The 23,689-nt window shown below is 65.8% G+C and carries 21 protein-coding genes and 1 tRNA gene; 6 read left to right on the forward strand and 16 right to left on the reverse strand.

Annotated features, from left to right (window positions below; translation table 11 throughout):
• Positions 1–45 precede the first annotated feature (45 nt).
• From ACZ5BH_RS00845 to ACZ5BH_RS00855, 3 genes are all read right to left on the reverse strand, one after another.
• On the reverse strand, positions 46–1,326 hold the full coding sequence (locus ACZ5BH_RS00845; protein WP_464890038.1) for a tyrosine-type recombinase/integrase: 1,281 nt from the start codon (positions 1,324–1,326) through the stop codon (positions 46–48).
• Between the two features lie 133 nt (positions 1,327–1,459).
• A tRNA-Ser gene (locus ACZ5BH_RS00850) sits at positions 1,460–1,550 on the reverse strand.
• A gap of 152 nt (positions 1,551–1,702) precedes the next feature.
• Entirely contained in the window at positions 1,703–2,011 is a 309-nt protein-coding gene (locus ACZ5BH_RS00855) for a hypothetical protein (protein WP_464890039.1), read from the reverse strand.
• A gap of 151 nt (positions 2,012–2,162) precedes the next feature.
• On the opposite strand from ACZ5BH_RS00855, the gene ACZ5BH_RS00860 reads away from it, so the two are divergent.
• Both ACZ5BH_RS00860 and ACZ5BH_RS00865 read left to right on the forward strand, forming a co-directional pair.
• On the forward strand, positions 2,163–2,438 hold the full coding sequence (locus ACZ5BH_RS00860) for a DUF211 domain-containing protein (protein ID WP_464890040.1): 276 nt from the start codon (positions 2,163–2,165) through the stop codon (positions 2,436–2,438).
• Positions 2,439–2,460: 22 nt separating this feature from the next.
• On the forward strand, positions 2,461–3,045 hold the full coding sequence (locus ACZ5BH_RS00865; protein WP_464890041.1) for a VIT1/CCC1 transporter family protein: 585 nt from the start codon (positions 2,461–2,463) through the stop codon (positions 3,043–3,045).
• 117 nt (positions 3,046–3,162) lie between these two features.
• Here the strand turns inward: ACZ5BH_RS00865 and pnp are convergent, their stop codons facing one another.
• From pnp to rimP, 7 genes are all read right to left on the reverse strand, one after another.
• Complete coding sequence (gene pnp / locus ACZ5BH_RS00870) at positions 3,163–5,250, reverse strand: polyribonucleotide nucleotidyltransferase (protein WP_464890042.1); 2,088 nt, start codon at positions 5,248–5,250, stop codon at positions 3,163–3,165.
• Between the two features lie 50 nt (positions 5,251–5,300).
• Positions 5,301–5,570 (reverse strand): 30S ribosomal protein S15, encoded by a 270-nt coding sequence (gene rpsO, locus ACZ5BH_RS00875; RefSeq protein WP_464890043.1) that lies wholly within the window; start codon positions 5,568–5,570, stop codon positions 5,301–5,303.
• Between the two features lie 106 nt (positions 5,571–5,676).
• Positions 5,677–6,594, reverse strand: a complete 918-nt coding sequence (gene truB / locus ACZ5BH_RS00880; protein WP_464890044.1) for a tRNA pseudouridine(55) synthase TruB — start codon at positions 6,592–6,594, stop codon at positions 5,677–5,679.
• Between the two features lies 1 nt (position 6,595).
• Positions 6,596–6,973, reverse strand: a complete 378-nt coding sequence (gene rbfA, locus ACZ5BH_RS00885; RefSeq protein WP_464890045.1) for a 30S ribosome-binding factor RbfA — start codon at positions 6,971–6,973, stop codon at positions 6,596–6,598.
• A gap of 9 nt (positions 6,974–6,982) precedes the next feature.
• Complete coding sequence (gene infB / locus ACZ5BH_RS00890) at positions 6,983–9,466, reverse strand: translation initiation factor IF-2 (RefSeq protein WP_464890046.1); 2,484 nt, start codon at positions 9,464–9,466, stop codon at positions 6,983–6,985.
• Positions 9,467–9,498: 32 nt separating this feature from the next.
• A complete protein-coding gene (gene nusA / locus ACZ5BH_RS00895) occupies positions 9,499–11,010 on the reverse strand; it encodes a transcription termination factor NusA (RefSeq protein ID WP_464890047.1) in 1,512 nt (503 codons plus the stop codon).
• A gap of 64 nt (positions 11,011–11,074) precedes the next feature.
• Entirely contained in the window at positions 11,075–11,536 is a 462-nt protein-coding gene (gene rimP / locus ACZ5BH_RS00900) for a ribosome maturation factor RimP (protein ID WP_464890048.1), read from the reverse strand.
• Positions 11,537–11,836: 300 nt separating this feature from the next.
• Between rimP and ACZ5BH_RS00905 the strand changes: the two genes are divergently transcribed.
• Positions 11,837–12,952, forward strand: a complete 1,116-nt coding sequence (locus ACZ5BH_RS00905) for an RNA ligase (RefSeq protein ID WP_464890049.1) — start codon at positions 11,837–11,839, stop codon at positions 12,950–12,952.
• A gap of 242 nt (positions 12,953–13,194) precedes the next feature.
• Here the strand turns inward: ACZ5BH_RS00905 and ACZ5BH_RS00910 are convergent, their stop codons facing one another.
• The 3 genes from ACZ5BH_RS00910 to guaB all read right to left on the reverse strand — a co-directional run bounded on the left by ACZ5BH_RS00910 (position 13,195) and on the right by guaB (position 15,918).
• A complete protein-coding gene (locus ACZ5BH_RS00910) occupies positions 13,195–13,806 on the reverse strand; it encodes an RNA ligase partner protein (RefSeq protein WP_464890050.1) in 612 nt (203 codons plus the stop codon).
• 171 nt (positions 13,807–13,977) lie between these two features.
• On the reverse strand, positions 13,978–14,442 hold the full coding sequence (locus tag ACZ5BH_RS00915; RefSeq protein WP_464890051.1) for an NUDIX hydrolase: 465 nt from the start codon (positions 14,440–14,442) through the stop codon (positions 13,978–13,980).
• 15 nt (positions 14,443–14,457) lie between these two features.
• Positions 14,458–15,918 (reverse strand): IMP dehydrogenase, encoded by a 1,461-nt coding sequence (gene guaB, locus ACZ5BH_RS00920; RefSeq protein WP_464891233.1) that lies wholly within the window; start codon positions 15,916–15,918, stop codon positions 14,458–14,460.
• A 227-nt stretch (positions 15,919–16,145) separates the two neighbouring features.
• Here guaB and ACZ5BH_RS00925 point away from each other — a divergent pair, with 227 nt between their 5' ends.
• From ACZ5BH_RS00925 to ACZ5BH_RS00935, 3 genes are all read left to right on the forward strand, one after another.
• A complete protein-coding gene (locus ACZ5BH_RS00925) occupies positions 16,146–16,454 on the forward strand; it encodes a hypothetical protein (protein WP_464890052.1) in 309 nt (102 codons plus the stop codon).
• 115 nt (positions 16,455–16,569) lie between these two features.
• Positions 16,570–17,931: an exodeoxyribonuclease VII large subunit gene (xseA, locus tag ACZ5BH_RS00930; protein ID WP_464890053.1), complete on the forward strand. Its 1,362-nt coding sequence runs from the start codon at positions 16,570–16,572 to the stop codon at positions 17,929–17,931.
• Entirely contained in the window at positions 17,921–18,772 is an 852-nt protein-coding gene (locus ACZ5BH_RS00935) for a peptidoglycan DD-metalloendopeptidase family protein (RefSeq protein ID WP_464890054.1), read from the forward strand. Before xseA ends, ACZ5BH_RS00935 begins: the two co-directional genes overlap by 11 nt.
• Before the next feature lie 219 nt (positions 18,773–18,991).
• Here the strand turns inward: ACZ5BH_RS00935 and ACZ5BH_RS00940 are convergent, their stop codons facing one another.
• The 3 genes from ACZ5BH_RS00940 to ACZ5BH_RS00950 form a co-directional block, all read right to left on the reverse strand.
• A complete protein-coding gene (locus ACZ5BH_RS00940) occupies positions 18,992–20,170 on the reverse strand; it encodes a GGDEF domain-containing protein (RefSeq protein WP_464890055.1) in 1,179 nt (392 codons plus the stop codon).
• A 150-nt stretch (positions 20,171–20,320) separates the two neighbouring features.
• Positions 20,321–22,138 (reverse strand): adenosylcobalamin-dependent ribonucleoside-diphosphate reductase, encoded by a 1,818-nt coding sequence (locus ACZ5BH_RS00945; RefSeq protein ID WP_464890056.1) that lies wholly within the window; start codon positions 22,136–22,138, stop codon positions 20,321–20,323.
• 4 nt (positions 22,139–22,142) lie between these two features.
• Positions 22,143–23,573 carry an RtcB family protein gene (locus ACZ5BH_RS00950; RefSeq protein ID WP_464890057.1) on the reverse strand — a complete coding sequence of 477 codons (1,431 nt, stop codon included), beginning with the start codon at positions 23,571–23,573 and terminating at the stop codon, positions 22,143–22,145.
• Positions 23,574–23,689: the final 116 nt, after the last annotated feature.

The raw sequence follows: 23,689 nt of genomic DNA on the forward strand, positions 1-23,689 counted from the left end.
ACCAATCGTTCATGGTCCACGATCGATAATCTGCTGACGACCGCCTCATGATGCACCTCCCATTGTCACCCGCGGCAACGTGATCGGAAGCTCAAGATTTGCGATTGCCTCTACAAGGGTTTTCATCGGCACATGCCCGTAGCTCCGACCAACAGATGCTGAACAGTGTCCCGTGAGGGCATCGTGGACTTCTTCCGGGATCCCAGACTCCCGACAGAGAGATTTAAACGTGTGCCTGAATGAATGAAACACCACACGATGATCCTGTATATTGCAGCCGGCGGCACTACGCAGGTATCGAGCAAACCATTTTGAGAAATTTCCGCTAAAACGACCGTCGTGATCCGGATCCAGATCGGGGAACACCCGATCATGATTCTGTTCGGCGACTTCCTCGACATACTCAAGGAACCCAGTGCGTATCAGTTCAGGATGCAGTGGCACTTGCCGCCTGGATCCCACTGTCTTGACACGCTGTTGCGCTCCATGGTCGGTGATTCTCATCAATGGACCATGTGTCTCATCCAGCAGAATATCGTCGAGACGAAGTTGGCAGATTTCCTCGGCACGTGCACCCGTCACCAGCGCCAGCATCGGCACCCATGCCACGGCTTCACCACCGCCAGCACGGTAACGGCGACCTTCCGAGAAGACCGGCGACGTGAAAATCTGCCTCAGCTCTTCGGTAGTAAATGCCCTTCGCCGCTGTACTTCCACCTTGGCCTTGGGGATCCGCAGGCCTCTGCTCACGTTGTGCGACAAATAGCCACCGTCAACAGCCGTTTGCAACAGGGTACCGATAAAACTGATTTTCTTTGCCACCGTAGAGCGGGCTAGGCCTTTCCCCAGAAGATGGTCCCGATAGCGGGTGATATCCACTCGTATCAGCTCCGCCGGTGTTTTTTTGACGAACCGCGAGAACTCTTTCACAACGGCCTTTATGTCGTGATAGGTACTCGCGCTACAGCCGGGATTCAGCTTTCGCCAGTACTGATAGAGATCATCAAGGGTCGTGAGGGACGTTACTTCAGACGGTTCCGCTTGGACATTCTGCCCCGGGAGCGATGTGGCAGTTGTTGGCGAGGCGAGCGCGGTTGGCTCCTCGACGAGCAATGCTGCGGGCATTGGCGGCTGGCCTTTGCCCAACTGCTCAGAGGCGAAGCGTTCCATCCAGTGACTTGCGAGCCGGTAGGCCAGCTGCTGAGCCAGTGTCCGATCCTGGGTTTGAAGGTTCTGGCGGATCAGGGCGCCGTAGACCGGGACGAGGGGCTTGGGAACGCGGATCTGGAACCAGAAGGTTCCGCGATGAGTGGTGAGGTAAGGCATGACAGCATCTCCTGTTTGCGTTGGAAGATGCTGCAGGCGTACCCGGCTGTATCACCACGATGTAACACCCAATCAGGATGCGGTGACACAGAAAACTCTAAGTAATTGAAAAACTTAGAGTGTTGGTGTTACTTGGCGGAGAGGGAGGGATTCGAACCCTCGATACGGGGTTACCGTATACACACTTTCCAGGCGTGCTCCTTCGACCACTCGGACACCTCTCCGGATAAATGCTTGATTTTCAACGGGTGAGGGACCCGTGAAGCGCGAGATTCTACCATAATCTGGGAAAAATTCATGGAAAGGATGGTGGAAAATTTTCAGAGTTATTTCAATGAGTTATGTTGGTGATTTTTTGGCCAGATTCTCCCGGTGATCAATGGGTCTGGGTTACGGAATCAGTTTTGAAGACGGCATGTCGGGGTGGATGGCAGGGGGATTCCGGGAAGTCGATCCGGATCTCGAGCCGCCGGTTGCGGTGCAGGCGGTCGTCCGTGTGTCCGTCGACGATGATCCGGCCCGGCGGTTCCTGCAGGATGGTCCTGATTCGCCTTATCAGGTTGATGAATGGTGCGACGGGTTGATCGCTGCCGGATTCGAAGGAAACGCTGTCGGGGAAGCGCATGATCACGCTGCTGCGTTGGTGCTCGAGGATGTCCGGGCCGGTGCCGGTGACCTTTACCACCGTTTCACGGGAATATCAGCCTGGGTAGCGGGAACCGTGGGGGTGAGGGGTATCGCGGCGGGGGCGCCGCTTCTACGGGGGATGGAAAAATATTAGGCAGGGGTTATGCTTGGAGCCGGATCGGCTTCCACATCTCTGCCAAGGAGCTTTCATGCCCGAGGTAAAACGCATCGTGCTTGACGTCCTCAAGCCCCATCACCCCAACCTGCTGGTGTTCACCACGGCGATCGTGGAACAGTGCGGCGACTGCCAAGTGCGGGCCACCGTGCTGGAAATGGACGACAAGACCGAAACCCTCGAGCTGGTCGTCGAGGGGGACGACATTCCGTTCGCTGCCGTCCAGTCCGCCATCGAGGAGATGGGGGGTTCCCTGCACAGCATCGACGAAGTGAACGTGGTCGGCACGCCGCCAGTCCACGCGGAATGAACACGCCCTCCGGTCGTTGCGGATGAATCTCCTCGAACGACTCCGCCTCTATATCACCATCACCCGTTCGGAAGCCATCGCCCGGCGGTATTTCGTGGTCAACGGCTTCGATGGCGCGCTCACCATGCTGGGCCTGACCGTGGGTTTTCTGGCCAGCGGGGTCGATGTGGAGCCGGGCGTCGTCCTCGGTGCCTGTCTGGGCGCGGCCATCGCACTGGGCATGAGCGGCCTGACCAGTGCCTACATCAGCGAATCGGCGGAGAAGAAGAAGGAGCTGCGGGAGCTGGAATCGGCGATGATGACTGATCTGCAGGCCTCGACCCATGGCATGGCAAGCCGCTTGATCCCGGTTCTCGTCGCCCTGGTCAACGGCTTGTCGCCGCTGCTCATCTCGCTGGTGATCATCCTGCCGCTGTGGCTGGGGAAGCTGGGCGTGGCGCTGCCCGTCCGACCGTTGTCGGCCAGCATCGGGATGGCGATCATGCTGCTGTTTCTGCTGGGAGTGTTCCTGGGGCGGATCAGTGGCAGTTTCTGGCTCTGGGCGGGGTTGCGGACGTTGGTGGTTGCCTTGGTGACGGTGGGGTTGGTGTTGGGGTTGGCGGGGTGAGGGAATATCGCGGCTTGCGCCGCTCCTACGCGGGGTTAAGAATGAATCGCGGGGTTTCGAGTGGGGAATGCAAAAGGGCCGCGGTGCGGCCCTTTTGGTTTGGTCGGGTTGTCAGGGTCAGTCCTTGCCGACGGCTTTCATGGAGAGGCGGATGCGGCCCTGTTTGTCGACTTCGAGGACCTTGACCTTGACGATGTCGCCTTCGGAGAGCTTGTCGGAGACGTTTTCCACGCGCTCGTCGCTGATCTGGGAGACGTGGACCAGGCCGTCCTTGCCGGGGAGGATGGTGACGAAGGCGCCGAAGTCCATGAGCTTGGCGACCTTGCCTTCGTAGACCTTGCCCACTTCGACGTCGGCGGTGAGCTGTTCGACGCGGCGGCGGGCTTCGTTGGCGGCAGCGGAGTCGCTGGAGGCGATCTTGACCAGGCCGTCGTCGCTGATGTCGATGGTGGTGCCGGTTTCCTCGGTGATGGCGCGGATGGTGGCGCCGCCCTTGCCGATCACGTCGCGGATCTTGTCGGGGTTGATCTTGAAGGTGATGTAACGCGGGGCGTAGATGGACATTTCGGTGCGCGGCTCGGCAATGACTTCGTTCATCTTGCCGAGGATGTGCAGGCGGCCTTCCTTCGCCTGTTCGAGGGCGATTTCCATGATCTGGCGGGTGATGCCGTCGATCTTGATGTCCATCTGCAGGGCGGTGACGCCGTCCTGGCTGCCGGCGACCTTGAAGTCCATGTCGCCGAGGTGGTCCTCGTCACCGAGGATGTCGGTGAGGACGGCGAACTTGTCGTCTTCCTTGATGAGGCCCATGGCAATGCCGGCCACGGGGGCCTTGAGGGGGACGCCGGCGTCCATCAGGGCGAGGCTGGTTCCGCAGACGGAGGCCATGGAGCTGGAGCCGTTGGACTCGGTGATCTCGGAGACCACGCGGATGGTGTAGGGGAACTCGTCCTGGCTGGGCATGACGCCGAGGACGCCGCGCTTGGCCAGGCGGCCATGGCCGATCTCGCGGCGCTTGGGGCTGCCGACGCGGCCGGTTTCGCCGACGCAGAAGGGCGGGAAGTTGTACTGGAGCATGAAGGGCTCGCGGTAGGTGCCTTCCAGGGCGTCGATGATCTGGGCCTCGCGCTCGGTGCCGAGGGTGGCGGTGACCAGGGCCTGGGTTTCGCCGCGGGTGAACAGGGCCGAGCCGTGGGTGCGGGGCAGCACGCCCACCTTGACATTGATGGGCCGCACGGTGCGGGTGTCGCGGCCGTCGATGCGCGGCTCGCCGTTGAGGATCTTGCCGCGCACCACGCGCTTCTCGAGCTTCTCGATGGCGCCGCGCACTTCCTCTTCGCTGTAGGGGCCTTCCTCGCCGGCCAGCTTTTCGATGATTTCGCTGCGGATCTCGCCAAGGCGGTTGTAGCGGGGCTGCTTTTCGCGGATGGTGTAGGCTTCCTTGAAGGCGGCCTCGCCGAGCTCGGCCACGGCCTTTTCCAGGTCTTCGTTCTTCTCCGGCGGGGTCCACTCCATGGGCTCGGTGCCCACTTCGGCGGCAAATTCCTTGATGGCCTGGATCACGGCCTGCTGCTGTTCGTGGCCGAACATGACCGCGCCGAGCATGACTTCCTCGGAGAGGAGTTTGGCTTCCGATTCGACCATGAGCACGGCGTTCTCGGTGCCGGCCACGACCAGATCCAGATCCGATTCCTTGAGTTTGGCAATGGAGGGATTGAGGACGTATTCGCCGTTGATGTAACCCACGCGGGCGGCGCCAATGGGCCCGTTGAAGGGCAGGCCGGCGATGGACAGGGCGGCGGAGACCCCAATCATGGCCACGATGTCGGGGCTGACGTCCGGATCCATCGACAGCACGGTGGCGATGATCTGGACTTCATTGGTGAACCCTTCGGGGAACAGGGGCCGGACGGGACGGTCGATCAGGCGGGAGGTGAGGGTCTCGTGTTCGGAAGGGCGCCCTTCCCGCTTGAGAAAACCGCCGGGGATCTTGCCGGCGGCGTAGGTCTTTTCCTGATAGTCCACGGTCAGGGGGAAGAAGTCGCGGCCTTCCGCGGCCTTCTTGTCTGCCACCACGGTGGCGAGCACGACCGTGTCGCCCATCCGGGTCATGACGGCACCTGTGGCCTGTCGGGCGATTTCGCCGGTTTCCAGGGTGACGGCATGGGCGCCGTATTGAAATTCTTTCTTCACAGGGGTCGTCATGAAGTTCCCTCGGGTTCTGCTGGCTGGAGGCGGATAAGGAGGAATGCGCGTTACTTGCGCAGGCCCAGACGGGTGATCAGTTCGCGATACCGGTCCAGATCCTTTTTCTTCAGGTAATCCAGCAGTTTACGGCGCTGGCTCACCATGCGCAGCAGCCCCTGACGGGAGTGATGATCGTGGATGTGTTCCTTGAAGTGGTCCGACAGATCGTTGATCCGGGCGGACAGCAGGGCGACCTGGACTTCCGGCGAGCCGGTGTCACCCTGGCCACGGGCATATTCGTTGACGATAGCGGCCTTTTGTTCGGCACTGATGGCCATTCGCAAGCTCCTGTAATCTGTAAAAAATTCAACCGATTTTGCAAAGCGCGTATTCTACCCGCGCGCTGGCGCGCAGACAAGAAATTCCGCGGAATTTCCCCGGCGTTCAGCCGGCCTTGATGAGCCGCTTGGGGGCCACCCGGCCGTCGTCGAGGATGTGGCCGACGCCGAGAAAGCCGCCGTCGGCCCGGTGCAGACGCACCCAGCCGGCCGTGGGCGCCTGGGGCACCAGCACCGGCTGGCCCTGCTGCACGTAGTAGGCCGAGTTGTCGGTGAGATTCACCGCCGGCCAGTCGGCCAGGGCCCGTTCGATGGGCACCAGCAGGGCGTCGAGGGCTTCGGTGCCCTGCTCCGCCGCGGCCTCGATTTGCGCCATGGTCACCGCCTCGTCGATGTCGAAGGGCCCGGAGGCGGTGCGCCGCAGGGCGGACAGGTGGCCGCCGCAGCCCAGGGCCTCGCCGATTTCCTCGGCCAGGGTGCGGACATAGGTGCCCTTGGAACAGTGGATGGCGATTTCCAGCTCGTCGCCTGCGTGGCGCAGCAGTTCGATGCTGTGGATGGTGACCGTGCGCGGCTTGCGCTCGATCTCCATCCCCTTGTGGGCCAGCTTGTAGAGGGGCGTACCATTGACCTTGACCGCCGAGTGCATGGGCGGGACCTGTTCGATCTCGCCGACGAAGCGATCCAGCACGTCGCGGATCTGCGCCTCGCCGTACTCGCCCACCGGGCGGGTCTCCAGCACCTCGCCTTCGGCGTCGGCGGTGCGGGTGATCACGCCGAGCCTGATGGTGCCCACATAGCGCTTGTCGGAATCCAGCAGGAAGCTGGAAATCTTGGTCGCTTCGCCAAAGCAGATGGGCAGCAGGCCGGTGGCCAGCGGGTCGAGGTTGCCCGTGTGCCCCGCCTTGGCGGCGCGGAACAGGCGCTTGACCTGCTGCAGCGCGGCATTGGACGTGATGCCCAGCGGCTTGTCGAGCAGAAGGATGCCGTTCACGGGACGGCCGCGATTTCGTCTGCGTGCCACGTTAGTCTGAATCCTGATGTTTCTTGCGATCTTCGGCCACGGCCTGATCGATCAGGTTGGCCAGTTCGGTCCCCTTGACCAGGGTCTCGTCATAGATGAAACGCAGCTGGGGGACATTGCGGATGATCATGCGCTCGCCCAGGGCATGGCGCAGAAAACCTGCGGCCTTCTCCAGCGCCTTTTGTGCCTCGTCCACGGAAAGCTGTTCGGGCATGACCGTGTAATAGACCTTGGCCAGGGAGAGGTCGCGGGTGACCTCCACGCCGGAGACGGTCACGGCGGACAGGCGCGGATCGCGCACTTCGCGCTGCAGGAGCTGGGCCAGCTCCCGCTGCATCTGTTCCCCGACCCGGCGGGTGCGGCTGAAATCCCTGGGCATGATCGCGGATCAGAGTTCGCGGGCGACCTGCACCCGCTCGTAGACTTCGATCTGATCGCCCACCTTGACGTCGTTGTAGTTCTTGACGCCGATGCCGCATTCCATGCCCTGCTTGACCTCCATCACGTCTTCCTTGAAGCGGCGCAGGGATTCCAGCTCGCCCTCGAAGATCACCACGTTGTCGCGCAGCACGCGGATGGGGTTGTTGCGCTTGACCACGCCTTCCACCACCATGCAGCCGGCGATGGCGCCGATCTTGGGCGAGCGGAACACGTCGCGCACTTCGGCCAGGCCAATGATCTCTTCCTTGGTCTCGGGCGAGAGCAGGCCGGACATGGCCTTCTTCACGTCGTCGATGAGATCGTAGATCACGCTGTAGTAGTGCAGATCCACGTCTTCCTCGTCGATGATGCGCTTGGCCACCGAATCGGCGCGCACGTTGAAGCCGATGAGGATGGCATTGGAGGCCACCGCCAGGTTGGCGTCGGATTCGGTGATGCCGCCCACGCCGGCGGAGACGATCTTCACCTTCACCTCGTCGGTAGAGAGCTTGGTGAGGGCATCGGAGATGGCCTCCACCGACCCCTGCACGTCGGCCTTGAGGACGATGTTGACCGTGGCCACTTCGCCTTCCTGCATCTGGCTGAACATGTTCTCCAGCTTGGCCGCCTGCTGACGGGCCAGCTTGAGCTCGCGGGCCTTGGTCTTGCGGTAGTCGGCCACTTCGCGGGCCTTGCGCTCGTTGGGCACCACGGTGGCCTCGTCGCCGGCCGCGGGCACGCCGGACAGGCCCAGCACTTCCACCGGAATCGAGGGACCGGCTTCGTCGAGCTGCCGGGCATGTTCGTTGAGCATGGCCCGAACCCGGCCGTATTCCAGGCCGGCGAGCAGGATGTCGCCCTTGTGCAGGGTGCCGCGCTGGACCAGCACGGTGGCCACCGGACCGCGGCCCTTGTCGAGCCGCGACTCGATGACGATGCCCCGCGCCGGGCCGTCCACCGGGGCCTTGAGCTCCAGCACTTCGGCCTGCAGGAGGATGGAATCGAGCAGTTCATCCACGCCCTGCCCGGTGTGGGCGGAGACGTTGACGAAGATGGTGTCACCGCCCCAGTCCTCGGGGATGACCTCTTCCTGGGCCAGTTCGTTCTTGACCCGATCGGGATCGGCCTCGGGCTTGTCGATCTTGTTGACCGCCACGATCAGCGGCACGCCGGCGGCGCGCGCATGCTGGATGGCCTCGCGGGTCTGGGGCATCACGCCGTCGTCGGCGGCCACCACCAGCACCACGATGTCGGTGACCTTGGCACCGCGGGCACGCATGGCGGTGAAGGCCTCGTGGCCGGGCGTGTCGAGGAAGGTGATGTTCCCGGCCTCGGTCTCCACGTGATAGGCGCCGATGTGCTGGGTGATGCCGCCGGCCTCGCCGGAGGCGACGCGGCTCTGACGGATGTAGTCCAGCAGCGAGGTCTTGCCGTGGTCCACGTGGCCCATGATGGTGACCACCGGCGCGCGGGGCAGGGCCTCGCCCTCTTCCACTTCCTCGATGATCTCCTTCTCCACCGCGCCTTCCTCGATGAGCTTGACCTTGTGGCCCAGTTCCTCGACCACGATGGCGGCGGTGTCCTGATCCAGCACCTGGTTGATGGTGACCATGGTGCCCATGTTCATCAGGGCCTTGATCACCTCGGCGGCCTTGACCGACATCTTCTGCGCCAGATCGCCCACGGTGATGGTTTCGGGAATGGCCACCTCGCGCACGATGGGCGCGGTGGGCTTCTGGAAGCCGTGCTCGCCGGAGGTGGCCGTGGTCACGGCGCGGCCACGGGGCTTCTTGCGCCGGCGGCCGGCCTTGTCGCTGGCCACGTGCAGTTCCTTGCGGCCGTACTTGGTGTGCTTCTCCTCGCGGGCCTTCTCCTTTTCCTTGCCCTTCTTGCGTCCGCGCTCGGCCGCGGGGGGCGGCGGGGGCGGCGGCGCCGCCGCGGGGGCTTCCGCCGGAGCCTTCTCGGCCTCGGCCGCGGCCTTTCTGCGCGCCTCTTCCTCGGCCTTGCGCTGCTCCTCGAGGCGCTTGGCTTCCTCGCGGGCGCGGGCCTCGGCCTCTTCCCGGGCGCGGCGTTCGGCTTCCAGCTCCTCGAGCTTGCGGCGGGCCTCCTCGGCCTCGAGCCGTTCCTGATCGGTGCGGGCCTCGCTCGCCTCACCCGGCTTGATCACCCGCTTCTTGCGGCGCTGGATGGTGACCGTCTTGGTGCGCCCCTGGGAGGTGGTGGTCTTGACCTGGTTGACCGAGCGGCGGGCCAGGGTGACCTTCTTCTCGGCCTTTTCCTTCTTCGGCGCGTGCTTGTTCTTGAGGAAGGTCAGCAGCGACAGCTTCTCCTCCTCGGAGATGGTCGCATCGGCATCGGTGACCGACACGCCCGCCTCCTTGAGCTGCTCGAGCAGAAGATTCACCGGCACGCCGACGACTTCCGCGAATTGCTTGACTGTGACTTCAGCCATATCGTGTTCTCTCCTGCCCCTCAAACGGTGTGTTACGACTGTCCGCTCTGTTCAGCCTGTTCCGCGAACCAGGGCTCGCGGGCCTTCATGATCAGTTGCGCGGCCTTCTCCTCGTCCAGCGCCTCGTCGATGGCCAGCAGCTCGTCCACCGACTGCTCGGCCAGGTCTTCCATGCTCACCACGCCGTGGGAGGCCAGCTTGTAGGCCAGCTCCATGTCCATGCCTTCCATGGACTTGAGATCCTCGGCCGGCTCGACAGCGGTCAGGCTCTCTTCGCTGCTGATGGCGCGGGTCAGGAGCAGGTCCTTGGCCCGGCCCTGCAGCTCGGCCACGATGTCCTCGTCGAACTCCTCGATCTGCAGCATCTCCTCGGCCGGCACGTAGGCGATCTCGTCGATGCTGGTGAAGCCTTCCTGGACGAGGATGGCGGCCACTTCCTCGTCCACGTCCAGTTCTTCCATGAACAGTTTCTGGATCTTCTCGGCCTCGGCCTCGGTCTTCTCTTCCAGCTCTTCGGTGGACATGACGTTGAGGTTCCAGCCGGTCAGCTCGGAAGCCAGGCGCACGTTCTGGCCGCCGCGGCCGATGGCTTGGGAGAGCTGCTCCTCGGCCACGGCGATGTCCATGGTGCGGGTCTCCTCGTCCATGACGATGGATTCCACCTCGGCCGGCGACATGGCGTTGATCACGAACTGGGCCGGGTCCTCGTCCCACAGCACGATGTCCACCCGTTCGCCGGCCAGCTCGTTGGAGACGGCCTGCACCCGGGAGCCGCGCATGCCCACGCAGGCGCCCACCGGATCGACCCGCGGTTCATTGCTGCGCACGGCAATCTTGGCGCGCAGGCCCGGATCGCGGGCCGCGGCGAGGATGTCGATGAGGCCCTCGCCTACTTCCGGCACCTCGATCTTGAACAGCTCGATGAGAAAGCGCGGATCGGTGCGGCTGACGATCAGCTGCGGGCCACGCATCTCGGTGTTGATTTCCTTCAGGTAACCGCGGATCCGATCGCCGGGGCGGATGGACTCGCGCGGGATCAGCTCGTCGCGCGGGATGATGGCGTCGGCGTTGGCGCCGAGATCCAGGTACACGTTGCCGCGCTCCACGCGCTTGACCACCCCCATCACCAGTTCGCCGACCCGGTCCTTGTAGGCTTCCACCACCTGGGCGCGCTCGGCCTCGCGCACCTTCTGCACGATCACCTGCTTGGCGGTCTGGGCGGCGATGCGGCCGAACTCGATGGATTCCACCTGTTCCTCGATGAAGTCGCCCGGCTGGATGTCGGGGTTGTCGAGACGCGCGGCGGAGAGGGTGATCTGGCGCTCCGGGAACTCCATCTCGTCGTCCTCGACCACTTCCCAGCGGCGGAAGGTCTCGTAGTCGCCGGTTTCGGGGTCGATCTGCACGCGGATGTCCACGTCATTGTCGTAGCGCTTCTTGGTGGCGGTGGCCAGCGCCGTTTCGATGGCCTCGAAAATCACCTGTTCGTCGACGCCCTTCTCGTTGGAGACGGCTTCCACGACCATGAGAATCTCTTTGTTCATTACGCAACCTCTGTCGGTTTCTTTCCTTCGGGACGGAAACAGTCCGCCCTGGCTTCCTGCGGCCCTACCACTGGGGGACCAGATTGGCCTTCTCGATGTCGTCCAGCGCCAGGCGCCAGGTCTCGCCGCTCTCGGGATCGGCGAGGATCACCGTATCGTCCTCCACGCCGGCGATCACGCCGCTGAACTTGCGGCGGCCGTCGAGCGGCCTGCGCAGGCGCAGGCTGACCGGCTGCCCCTGGAAGCGGCGGTAGTGGTCCGCCGTGAACAGGGGACGATCCACGCCCGGCGAGGAGACCTCCAGCGTGTACTGGCCACGGATGGGGTCCTCCACGTCCAGCAGGGCACTGATCTGGCGGCTGGCCCGCTCGCAATCGTCCAGGGTGATGCCCTCGGGGCTGTCGAGGAACACCCGCAGCACCGAATGACGGCCCTGGGCGAGGTGTTCCACCCCCAAAAGTTCGTAGCCCAGGGGCTCGACGGCCGAGGCCACCAGTTCTGTCAGCGAATCCTTGACCTGCGCCATGTTTTGCCTGCCCGTAAATAAAAAGTGGGCGCAAGGCCCACTTTTTATAAACTCCTGTTATCTCGCCGGGATTGTACCATCGCGGGGGAATTCCGCCAATCCCCGGCGGACATTTTCCCCGCCGCCCTGCCCGGCCTCCCCTGGCGGCAGGCCGGCCCCCGCCAGAACACGCTCCCGGGCCCGAAAAATCGTTGCAGCATATATAGTTGCATTCGGCCGGCAAATCAAGGGAAGCGCCGGCATTGCACCGGCGCCGGCCGGCCACCATAGTGTGAGAATCCGCAGCGAACCGGGAGCCGCATGACTCAATCCGAACCCAGCGCCCGTGAAGCCTTCGACCGCGCCGTGGCCCAGGGCCGCGTGGAGCGCCTGGAGTACGACGGCCTGGTGCTCGAGCGCTGCAACGACGACGTGGGGCACCTGCCGCGGGGCTCCATCCGCGCCGCCGGCCAGGTGCTGTACGGCTATCCCCACATCGGGCGGATCCTGGTGTTGCGCCGGGGCCTGACCGAACAGCTTGCCGGCCCCTTCCACGTGGAAGAGAAGATCAACGGCTACAACGTGCGCATCGCCCGGGTGGAGGGGCGCCTGCTGGCCTTCACCCGGGGCGGCTTCGTCTGCCCCTTCACCACCGACCGTCTGCCGGATCTCCTCGATCCGGCCTTCTTCGACGCCCATCCCGACAAGGTGCTGTGCGCCGAGGTGGCCGGGCCCGAGAATCCCTGGCTCGATGCCAGCCCGCCCTTCATCGAGCGGGACGTGCGGCTGTTCGTGTTCGACATCACCGCATGGAACCGTGCCGACTTCCTGCCGGTGAACGCGCTGCAGTCCCTGCTTGAGGACTTCGCCCTGCCCGCCGTCCCCGCCTGGGGCTGGTCGGACGCCGGGCAGTATGACGAGCTGGCCGCCCGCATTCTGGAACTGAACGAACAGGGCCGCGAGGGCCTGATCTTCCGCCAGGCGGCGCCGCGCCCGCGGCGGGTCAAGTACGTCACCGCCCGCGTGAACCTGGAGGACATCCAGCGCTCCGCCACCCGCATGCCCGACATGCCGCCCGGCTACTTCGCCGGCCGGATCCTGCGCATCGCCCTGTTCCTGCAGGAGCATGGCCTGGACCCGCAGCCGTACGAGGATGCCCTGGGGCAGGCCCTGCTTGGCGCCCTCGACGACACCCTCAGCCGCCTGCAGCGGGAACGCCGGGCCAGCCAGCCGTTCACCTGCCGCTTCCGCGAACGGCACAATGCCGAACGCCTGGTGACGCTGCTCCAGCGAGTGGCCGGACACAAGGTGAAGATCGTGATCCACGGCATCGAGCCCGAAGCGGACGGCTACTGGCGCCTGCGCTTCGAACGGCGCTATCCGCTGACCAACAGCCTGTTGCATGAATTGCTGGGGGGTGGGCTGATTTACGACTGAGGGGAGAGAGCTGCCTCCTTGTTGCGGCGGGGGCGCCGCGCCTACAGAAAAAAGCCGGTGACAAGCGTAGGAGCGGCGCAAGCCGCGATGTAACGCTAACGGGTAGCGTGTGGCTGATGGTTGGGGACTACGGATAGCCCGTTCCCTCAGCTTGCCCGCTCCCAGCCATCAGCTACTGATGTCGCGGCTTGCGCCGCTCCTACAGAAAGCAATGACCGCCGCGGTCATGCGGAAACGACGGCTTAGCCCGCTTCGTCGCCCCCCTCCTCCACCTGCCGTTCCACCAGTTCCAGCAACACGCCCTTGAGGTGTTCGGGGAGGAGGATCTTCACGCCCAGCTTGTCGGCCCAGATCCGCAGGCCTTCGTCGGCGGTGACCACGATGCCGTCCAGTTCCATGGCCAGCAGTAGCACGTCGAGATCCTCGCGCGAGTCGATGAGGCCGCGGCGCAAGGCTTCGCGATAGCGCTCGCGCAGGCGGCTGATGAGCTGGCCCACGTCGCCGCCGCTGGCGGCGTGGCCCTGCCGGGCGTGTTCCTCGGCAATGCGCAGGCCGCGGTCGATGCGCCGGCGCACTTCGTCGATGAACTCGTAGACGATGGTGGCCGGGATCTGCAGCGCGTGGCGGCGCGGCGAGCGGATGCTGACCAGCGACTCGAACACCGGCGCCACGCCATCGAGCTCCTTCATCTGGCACAGCTCTTCGTAGATGGAAGTGGGCATGTAGAAGGCAGCGCCGGTGGCCTGGGCAATGTGCACGAACTCGCGGATCGCAGAACGGGTGTCCACCCCGAACTGGCGAAACACGTCCGGATTGGTGAAGAGGCTTGTATCGAGCACGTAAGCCGGGGTCATGAGGGGCTCCGATTGGCGCTCCTGCAAACAGCACAGAGGTCGCAGAGACACAGAGAACGCAGAGATTTTCAGATCAGACAATAGGCGCCAGCATGACGATGGTCAAATCCCCGTCCTGTCTGCAGCGTCCCTCGGCGAACTCTGCGACCTCTGCGTTCCTTCCACCACCACTCAACGCCCGGCCAGCAACCGCTCGAGGTCGTCGAGAAAGGGCCGCTGGCCCTTGTGGATCTTGCGGCGGGCGGTGGGCAGGTCGAACCAGGCCCAGGCATCCACTTCGGGGAAGGTCTGCTGGCGACCGCTGTGGGGCGGCCATTCCATCTGGAAGTCGTTGCTATGCATGCGGGCAGGATCGGCGTCGCCTTCCAGGGCAAACACGCGCACCCGCTTGCCGGAGGGCATGCGCCGCTCGCCCAGATCGGTGAACTCGCCATCCACCGTGATGCCCGTCTCCTCGGCGAACTCGCGCCGGGCCGCATCGAGGGGGGATTCGCCGTTCTCGTAGAGCCCCTTGGGGATGGACCAGGCGCCTTCATCCTTGCCGGCCCAGTAGGGCCCGCCGGGATGGGCCAGCAGCACTTCCGGCCCGCCCTGGCGCAGACGGTAGAGAAGGATGCCGGCCGAATGCAGGGGCATGGCTCGGCTCAGGCGCTACACCCGATAATTCGGAGCTTCCTTGGTGATGGTCACGTCGTGCACGTGGCTTTCGCGCATGCCGGCGGCGGTGACCTGGACGAACTGGGGCTTGGTGCGCATCTCGTCGATGTTGCTGCAGCCGGTGTAGCCCATGGAGGCGCGGATGCCGCCGAGGAGCTGGTTGATGACGGGGCCCAGCGGGCCCTTGTAGGGCACCCGGCCCTCGATGCCCTCGGGCACCAGCTTCTCGGCCTCGGAGCCTTCCTGGAAGTAGCGATCGGAGGAGCCGTGACGGGTGGTCATGGCCCCGAGCGAACCCATGCCGCGGTAGGACTTGTAGGAGCGGCCCTGGTACAGCTCCACCTCGCCCGGCGACTCCTCGGTGCCGGCGAACATGGAGCCGATCATCACCGAGTGGGCGCCGGCCACCAGGGCCTTGGCGATGTCGCCCGAATAGCGGATGCCGCCGTCGGCGATCAGCGGCACGTCGGTATCCTGCAGGGCCTCGGCCACGTCGGAGACGGCGGTGATCTGCGGCACGCCCACCCCGGCGACGATCCGGGTGGTGCAGATGGAGCCGGGGCCGATGCCCACCTTCACCGCGTCGGCGCCGGCATCCACCAGCGCCCGGGCCGCGTCGGCGGTGGCGATGTTGCCGCCGATGACCTGTACCTGCGGATGGTGTTTCTTGACCCAGGCCACCCGGTCCAGCACCCCCTGGGCATGGCCGTGGGCGGTGTCGACCACGATCACGTCCACCCCGGCGGCCACCAGGGCATCGACCCGTTCCTCGGTGCCGGCGCCCACGCCCACGGCGGCGCCCACCCGCAGGCGGCCCTGCTCGTCCTTGCAGGCGTTGGGGTTTTCCTTGGCCTTCTGGATGTCCTTGACGGTGATGAGGCCGCGCAGCCGGAACTGGTCGTCCACCACCAGGACCTTCTCAATGCGGTGCTCGTGCAGGAGTCGGAGAATTTCGTCCCGCTCGGCGCCTTCCTTCACGGTGACCAGGCGCTCCTTGGGCGTCATGATGCTGGAGACCGGCTTGTCGTAACCGGTTTCGAAGCGCAGATCGCGGCTGGTGACGATGCCCATCAGCTCGCTGCCCTTGACCACCGGCACGCCGGAGATGTTCTCGGCCCGGGTCAGCTCCAGCACCTCGCGGATGGAGGTGTCGGGGGTGACGGTGAGGGGTTCCTTGATGATGCCGCTTTCGAACTTCTTCACCTGGCGCACGTGCTCGGCCTGGGTGGCGGCGTCCATGTTCTTGTGGATGATGCCGATCCCCCCCTCCTGGGCCATGGCGATGGCCAGCCGCGCTTCGGTGACGGTGTCCATGGCCGCGGAGACCAGGGGAATGGCCAGCTCGATGCCCCGGGTCAGGCGGGTCTTGAGGCTGACGTCCCGGGGCAGTACCCGGGAGTGGGCGGGAACCAGCAGAACGTCGTCGAAAGTGAAGGCTTGTTTGGCGATTCGCAGCATATCGTCGGCATCCGGGTCGGGTAAATCGTCGAATTATAAAGAGATTCCAGGGGGCGGTAAATGGGGGCCGGCAACGGTTGCCAAGCCCAGGCCAAGTGCGCATAATGCCCTGACGGCAGTGTGGCCACACCTGCCGAATAACCAGAAAAACAACAGGCCTGCCCCGCAGGTCCCTCGGTTCTTTCCACCATACACCAATCAAGCGACATTTCGCGGAGGATCCCATGAAGAAGATCGCTGTCCTGTTTGCCGCCGCTGCCCTGACGCTCGGCGCCTGTGCCTCGTCTGGCCCCAGCCACAACGAGAACGACGCCCTGAGCGCCATCACCGCCGCCGAGCAGCAAAAGAAACTCGCTGCCAAGGCCGGTTTCGAATGGCGGGATACCGGCAAGCTCATCAAGAAGGCCAAGGCCGCGCTGAAGAAGGGCGATTACGACACGGCCGTCAAGCTGGCCAACAAGGCCAAGCGCCAGAGCGAACATGCCCTGGAGCAGGCCCAGGTGGCCCAGACCGCCGGCCCGCACTTCAACTGAGACGGGATTCTCCCGGATACGAAAAAGGCTGGCATCTGCCGGCCTTTTTCGTAAGTAGCTGGTTGCGCGTGGCTGGTAGCTACCCCATACCCCGGGCATCCGCTATCATCGCCGGATGACCGAATCCCTTGCCGAATCCTCCCCTTCCCTGCGCGACGTCTACACCGTCAGCCGCCTGAACCGGGAAGTGCGCGCCCTGCTGGAGGGCAGTTTTCCGCTGATCTGGCTGGAAGCGGAAATCTCCAACCTGGCCCGGCCCGCCTCCGGCCACTGGTATTTCACCCTCAAGGACGAAAACGCCCAGGTGCGGGCCGCCATGTTCCGCAACCGCAACCGCCTGCTGCGCTTTGCGCCCCAGAACGGCATGCAGGTGCTGGTGCGGGCGCGGATCGGGCTGTACGAGGCGCGCGGCGAGTTCCAACTCATCGTCGAGCACATGGAGGAAGCCGGCGACGGGGCCCTGCGGCGGGCCTTCGAGGCCCTGCGCAACCGGCTCGACGCCGAGGGGCTGTTCGCCATGGAACGCAAGCGGCCCCTGCCCCGCCTGCCGGCCCGGATCGGCGTCATCACCTCGCCCACCGGCGCCGCGCTGCGCGACATCCTCACCACCCTGCGACGGCGCTTTCCCGGCATTCCCGTCATCGTGTATCCCGTGCCGGTGCAGGGCGAGAACGCCGCGCCGGAGATCGCCCGCATGCTGGCCCTGGCCGGCGAGCGGGCCGAGTCCGACGTGCTGATCCTGGCCCGGGGCGGTGGTTCGCTGGAGGATCTGTGGGCCTTCAACGAGGAGGTGGTGGCGCGGGCCCTGGCGGCCTGTCCGCTGCCGGTGGTCACGGGGATCGGGCACGAGGTGGACTTCACCATTGCCGACTTCGTGGCCGATCAGCGGGCCCCCACGCCCACCGCCGCCGCCGAGCTGCTCACGCCGGACCGCCGGGAGTGGGCCCACCGGGTGCAGCAACTGATGAACCGCCTTGAGCGGGCCGGGATCGGCCGCCTGCAGCGCCTGGAGCAGCATCTGCGCTGGCTGCGCTCGCGCCTGCCCCACCCGGCCCGACGCATCGAGAACGCGCTGCAACGGCTGGACGAGCTGGCCCTGCGGCGGGATCAGGCCATCGGCCACCGGCTGCGCCACGAGGCCTCCCGGCTGGCCCTGCTGCACCACCGCCTGCGCCAGCAGGCGCCCCTGCCCCGTCTGGCCCGCCATCGCCTGGCGCTGGATCACCTGCAGGGGCGACTGGCCCAGGCGATGCAATCCGGCCTGAAGGATCGCCAGGCCCGCCTGCATGCCCTCGGCCAGACCCTCGATGCGGTCAGCCCCCTGGCCACCCTTTCCCGGGGCTATGCCATCGTCCAGCGCGCCGACGACGGCCGCCTGGTACGCCGCCATGCCGACGTGGCGCCCGGCGAGCGCATCACCGCCCGCCTCGGCGAGGGCCGGCTGCTGGCCACCGTGGAGGAAACCCGTGAGGACTGATTCCTGGCGTCTGATTCTGCTCCTCTGGGCGGCCCTGCTCCTGCCCGCGGTGGCCGGCGCGGCATTCCCCCGCGCGGCACCGGTGCCCGGCGGCGTGGCCATCGTGGATCTGGGCCCGGCCACGGGCGCCGTGCCCGTGGTGCACTACGGCAAGCGGCGGGTACTGGTGCGCCAACGGAATGGACGTTACGAGGCGCTGGTGGGGATCCCCCTCTCGGCCCGGCCCGGCCCCGCCCGCCTGCGCCTCACCGCCGACGGCCGGCCAGGCTGGCGCGAGTTCCGGATCACGCCCAAGGAATACGCCACCCAGCACATCACCCTCAAGAACAAGCGCATGGTCAATCCCTATGCGCAGGATCTGGCGCGCATCCGGCGGGAGAAGAAAATCATCCTCGGCGCGCTGGCCACCTGGCGCGACACGCCAGAGGTGCAGACCCGCTTCGATCTGCCGGTAGACGGCCGCCTCGGCAGCCCCTTCGGCCTGCGCCGCTTCTTCAACGGCCAGCCGCGCAAGCCCCACAGCGGCCTCGACATCGCCGCCCCCCAGGGGACGCCCATCCGCGCCCCGGCCGACGGCGTGGTGGTGACCACCGGCAACTACTTTTTCAACGGCAACACGGTGTTCGTGGATCACGGCCAGGGGCTGGTGACCATGTACTGCCACCTGCACGACATCGCCGTGAAACCTGGCCAGACCGTGCAGCGGGGCGATCTGCTGGGCCACGTGGGCATGACCGGCCGCGTCACCGGCCCCCACCTGCACTGGAGCGTGAGCCTGAACAACGTGCGGGTGGATCCGAAGCTGTTTCTCGATTTGCCGGTGCGCACGGCGCGGCATTGACCCGCGGTTCGCCTGCGCGACTCGGTCCTGCCCAAACCTGTAGGAGCGGCGCAAGCCGCGAACAACAGGGCCGAGGGACGAGTGGCGAGGGCAGAGGTTGTCGAAGCCAACCAACCACGTTTTTCCTCGGCCCTCGTCCCTCGCCACTCGGCCCTGCATGATTCGCGGCTCGTGCCGCTCCTACGGGTGCGGGTGATAGCGATTTTTCCCCGCCACCCGCTACCGCGGCGAAGGCGGGGCGTCGTTGCGGCAAATCACGCGGTTGCGGCCTGCGGCCTTGGCTTCGTAGAGGGCTTCGTCGGCGCGGCGCAGGAGATCCTCGAGGCGGTGTTCCTGGGCGGGGATGGTGGTGGCCACGCCCACGCTGATGGTGACCACGTCGGCCACCCGGGATGCCGAATGGGCAACGGCCATCTGTTCCACCTGCCAGCGCAGCTTTTCGGCAAGCTGGCAGGCGTCGTCGGCGTCGGTGCGGGCCAGCAGGGCCACGAATTCCTCGCCCCCCAGACGGGCCACGAAGTCGCCCGCGCGGCGGGCGGTGTCGGCGAGGGTCTCGGCGATCTGTCGCAGGCAGTCGTCCCCGGCCTGGTGGCCATAGGTGTCGTTGTAGGCCTTGAAGTCGTCCACGTCGATGATGACCAGCGACAGGGGCGCGGCATGGCGCAGATGCCGGTTCCATTCCTGCTGGAAGTGTTCGAAGAAATAGCGGCGGTTGGCCAGCCGGGTCAGATGATCGTGATGGGCCAGTTCGTCGAGGCGGCGATTGAGCTGATCCAGGCGGGTCTGCTCCGCTTCCAGTTCCCGCTGCAGCACGAAATTGTAGCGGGCGTCGTATTCCATCTCGTAACAGGCCACCATCCCCATGAGGTTGGCGGAAACATAGAAGAAGTTGGCCGTCAGCAGCTCCGCGGGCGTGGCGGAACCGGACAGCAGGCTCGCCACGTTGTACGTCACCAGCACCACCCAGCTCACGCTCGCCGCCCAGACGAACTGCAGCCGGAAGACGGTGTAGGTGAACATGGCCACCAGCATCAGGCCGGCGAAATAGACATCCTGCGCCTCGGGGGGAATGGCCGTGGTCATGCCCACGATGCCGAGCCCGCCCGTCAGGCTGCCGAGGGCGATGAATGCCTGGCTGTAGGCCCGTTCGTCGCGCCGGAACAGATAGTAGGCAACCAGCAGCAACACCGGCATGGCCATGCCGTAGCGCCAGAGCCAGATGGCGTGGGCCTGTTGGGGATAGAGCTGGTAGTCGAGAAAGCCGAACAGGGCATACAGCAGGACGCCCGAGGCAATGGCGATGCGCATCATCCCGCCGAAGCGGCGGATGTAGTACCCCTGGAACTCGCGTTCCTGTTCGGGATCGGCAAAGTGCAGCGTCAGCCAGTTGACGTTCACGAGAAGGCTCGCCTGTAGGGTTCGGGGCCGAGGCTCGGCCGGGCGCAGGCGCCATGCCGACCGGCACGGGAAAAACGTCCGTTTTTCAAACACCTGCCCCAGAAGTATAGGGTACAGGAGTTCACCGCGGCAGGATACGGCTGACGGGGTTCAGTCGGCTTCCCGCTCCAGGTTGCAGCAATGCCGGCTCTCTTCGGCCGGCGCCTGGAGGATGGCGCCGGTGACGGGGTTGGGGCGGAAGGTGGTGCAGCCCTTGAGCCCCTGGCGCCAGGCCTCATGGTAGATGTGGCGAAAGTCCTCGAAGGGGCAGTCCGCCGGCACGTTGATGGTCTTGGAGATGGCATTGTCCACATAGGGCTGGATGGCGGCCTGCATGCGCAGGTGATCGGCGGGCTGCAGATCGTTGACCTCCACGAAGCTGTCGGGCCGGGGTTCGTCCGGATGGATCTGCTGCCACAGTCGCCAGGCATAGTCTTCCAGCGCATATTCCCGGTAATGCCCGTCAGTCTCGAGGATCCGCCGCCGATAGGCGAAGTCGAACACCGGCTCGAGCCCGGAACTGACGTTGTTGGCCAGCAGGCTGATGGTGCCGGTGGGAGCGATGGCGGTGAGATGGCTGTTGCGGATCCCGTGCGCGGCGATGCCGTCGCGGATGTCGGCAGGCAGGGTGGCGACGAAGGCGCTGTCCAGATAGGGTTCCCGCTCGAAGACGGGGAAGGCCCCCTTCTCCTTCGCCAGTTCGATGGAGGCCCGGTAGGCCGTGTGGCAGATCAGGGCCATGATCCGCGCCGCCTGCGCCACGCCCGCCTCGCTGTCGTAGCGCAGGTTCAGGAGGATCAGGGCATCGGCCAGGCCGGTGAGGCCAAGACCGATCCGCCGGCAGCCGCGCTCGGTCTCGGCCTGCTGCGGCAGCGGGTAACGGGAGACGTCGATCACGTTGTCCATGAAACGCACCGCCTCGCGCACCGTGGCGGCGATGGCTTCCTCGTCCAGCGCCGCCCGGGCGGAGAACGGTTCGCGCACGAAGCGGGTCAGGTTCACGGAGCCGAGATCGCAGGCCCCGTAGGGCGGCAGCGGCACTTCGCCGCAGGGATTGGTGGCGGTGATCCGCTCCCGCCAGGCGAGGTTGTTGAGATGATTGATGCGGTCGATGAACAGCACCCCGGGCTCGGCATAATCGTAGGTGGCGCGCATGATCCGATCCCACAGATCCCGTGCCCTCACCGTGCGCAGCACCCGGCAGGGCACGGGATCGCGCCGGCCGCTCCAGACGCGTTCCACGGTGCCTTCCCCCGGATCGTCGTCGGCCAGTGCGTCCCGGGGAAACACCAGCGGCCAGGACTTGTCGTTCTCGACGGCCTGCATGAAGTCGTCGGTGATCTGTACCGAGAGGTTGAAATGGCGCAGTTCGCCCGGCTGCTGCTTGGCGGCGATGAACTCCTCGATGTCGGGATGATCGCAGCGCAGGGTGGCCATCATGGCGCCCCGCCGGGCGCCCGTGGAAAGCAGGGTGGCACACATGGCATCCCAGATCCGCATGAAGGACACCGGACCGGAGGCGATGGTGCCCACCCGGTGGGCACGGCTCCCGCGCGGACGCAGGGTGGAGAAGTCGTAACCCACGCCCCCGCCCTGCTGCATGGTCAGGGCGCCTTCCTTGAGAGCGTCGAAGATGCCGTCGAGGGAGTCCTCGATGATCCCCATGACGAAGCAGTTGAACAGGGTCACCTCGTGGGCGGTGCCGGCCCCGGCCAGGATCCGTCCCCCCGGCAGAAAGCGGAAATCGTCGAGCAGGGCCCGAAACCGGGGTTCCCAGCGGGCCGGTTCCTGCTCCACGGCGGCCAGCGCCCGCGCCACCCGTTGCCAGGTATCGGCGATGCTGCGATCGTGCGCCTCGCCGTTGCGATAGCGGTACTTGGTCTCCCAGATGTGGCGGGAAACCTCGCTGAGAAACGGCGATGGGGACATGGACTCAACCCTTGATGGTGATCATCGGCTCGAGGCGGGCCACCAGCTTCGCCAGCCCGGCCCGATCGGCCACCTGCACCACGGCGCTGACATCCTTGTAGGCGCCGGGGGCCTCCTCGGCCACGCCGCGCAGGGAAGGACTGCGAATGAGGATGCCACGGCCGGCCAGCTCGTCCACCAGCGCCCGCCCCTGCCAGCGCTTGCGGGACTGATGGCGGCTCATGGCCCGACCGGCCCCGTGGCAGGCGGAGCTGAAGGCCCGCGCCTCGCTCTCGGCAGTGCCGGCGAGAATGTAGGAGGCGGTGCCCATGGAGCCGCCGATGATGACCGGCTGGCCGGTGTCGCGGAACACGGCCGGCAGGGCCGGATGACCGGGCCCGAAGGCGCGGGTAGCGCCCTTGCGGTGCACGAACAGGCGGCGGGGCTGGCCGTCCACGTCGTGGGTCTCTTCCTTGCAGGTGTTGTGGGAGACGTCGTAGAGCAGTTTCAGCTCGGCCTCGGGGAAGATCCGGGCAAACACTTCGCGGGTGAGATGGGTGATCACCTGGCGGTTGGCCAGGGCACAGTTGATCCCGGCGCGCATGGCGCCCAGGTAGCGCTGGCCCACGGGGGAGTCGATGGGCGCGCAGGCCAGTTCCCGATCCGGCAGGTGAATGCCGTATTCCTGCGCCGCCAGGGCCATCTCGCGCAGGAACTCGGTGCCGATCTGGTGGCCGAGGCCGCGGGAGCCGCAATGGATGCTCACCACCACGTCGCCCTCGCGCAGGCCGAAGGCCTCGGCGATGCGGGGATCGTGGATGGCCGCCACGTGCTGCACCTCCAGGTAATGGTTGCCGGAGCCCAGGGTGCCGATCTCGTCCCGCTGCCGCTTCTTGGCATGGGCCGAGACGCAATCGGGCCGGGCGCCTTCCATGCGGCCGTTCTCTTCGATGCGTTCCAGATCCTCCGGCCAGCCGTAGCCGCGGCCCACGGCCCAGCTCGCGCCGCCTTCGAGCATGGCGTCCATGGCCGCATCACTCAGGTGGATGCGGCCGGTGCTGCCCACGCCGGCCGGAATCGAGCCGAACAGGGCATCGGCCAGCCGCTCGGCCTCGGCCTGCACCTGTTCGCGACGCAGGCCCGTGAGCAGGGTCCGCACCCCGCAGGAGATATCGAAGCCCACGCCACCGGCGGAGACCACCCCGCCCTGCTGCGGATCGAAGGCCGCCACGCCACCGATGGGGAAACCGTAGCCCCAGTGGGCATCGGGCATCGCCCAGGCCGCCTTGACGATGCCCGGCAGGGTGGCGACGTTGCGGATCTGCTCGCGGACCTTGTCGTCCATCTCCGCCAGCAGTGTCGCGTCGGCATACAGGATGGCCGGCACGCGCATCTCCCCCGCGGGGGGAATCGCCCATGCGGTGTCGTCGATGCGTTCCAGCCCCTGGGTGTCCATGGCGTCGGTTTCCGGTTGGGGGAGGTTATTTCATGTATCGTAGCAGGTGGCGGGAAATCAAGGGGGATTTCGCGGCAGGAAGTTGGTCGCGCCGAGGGCGCCGCGCTCCTGCCCCT

This window comes from Thioprofundum lithotrophicum (assembly GCF_055387065.1).

Bases quoted from the DNA above. Each gene is read 5' to 3' on its own strand.
- ACZ5BH_RS00925 (WP_464890052.1), top strand. From the start codon at position 16,146: ATGAAGAAGATCGCTGTCCTGTTTGCCGCCGCTGCCCTGACGCTCGGC.
- ACZ5BH_RS00950 (WP_464890057.1), bottom strand. From the start codon at position 23,573: ATGGACACCCAGGGGCTGGAACGCATCGACGACACCGCATGGGCGATT.
- ACZ5BH_RS00910 (WP_464890050.1), bottom strand. From the start codon at position 13,806: ATGACCCCGGCTTACGTGCTCGATACAAGCCTCTTCACCAATCCGGAC.
- rimP (WP_464890048.1), bottom strand. From the start codon at position 11,536: ATGGCGCAGGTCAAGGATTCGCTGACAGAACTGGTGGCCTCGGCCGTC.
- infB (WP_464890046.1), bottom strand. From the start codon at position 9,466: ATGGCTGAAGTCACAGTCAAGCAATTCGCGGAAGTCGTCGGCGTGCCG.
- ACZ5BH_RS00905 (WP_464890049.1), top strand. From the start codon at position 11,837: ATGACTCAATCCGAACCCAGCGCCCGTGAAGCCTTCGACCGCGCCGTG.
- nusA (WP_464890047.1), bottom strand. From the start codon at position 11,010: ATGAACAAAGAGATTCTCATGGTCGTGGAAGCCGTCTCCAACGAGAAG.
- rpsO (WP_464890043.1), bottom strand. From the start codon at position 5,570: ATGGCCATCAGTGCCGAACAAAAGGCCGCTATCGTCAACGAATATGCC.
- ACZ5BH_RS00945 (WP_464890056.1), bottom strand. From the start codon at position 22,138: ATGTCCCCATCGCCGTTTCTCAGCGAGGTTTCCCGCCACATCTGGGAG.
- ACZ5BH_RS00915 (WP_464890051.1), bottom strand. From the start codon at position 14,442: ATGCCCCTGCATTCGGCCGGCATCCTTCTCTACCGTCTGCGCCAGGGC.
- rbfA (WP_464890045.1), bottom strand. From the start codon at position 6,973: ATGCCCAGGGATTTCAGCCGCACCCGCCGGGTCGGGGAACAGATGCAG.
- ACZ5BH_RS00845 (WP_464890038.1), bottom strand. From the start codon at position 1,326: ATGCCTTACCTCACCACTCATCGCGGAACCTTCTGGTTCCAGATCCGC.
- xseA (WP_464890053.1), top strand. From the start codon at position 16,570: ATGACCGAATCCCTTGCCGAATCCTCCCCTTCCCTGCGCGACGTCTAC.
- ACZ5BH_RS00860 (WP_464890040.1), top strand. From the start codon at position 2,163: ATGCCCGAGGTAAAACGCATCGTGCTTGACGTCCTCAAGCCCCATCAC.
- pnp (WP_464890042.1), bottom strand. From the start codon at position 5,250: ATGACGACCCCTGTGAAGAAAGAATTTCAATACGGCGCCCATGCCGTC.
- ACZ5BH_RS00865 (WP_464890041.1), top strand. From the start codon at position 2,461: ATGAATCTCCTCGAACGACTCCGCCTCTATATCACCATCACCCGTTCG.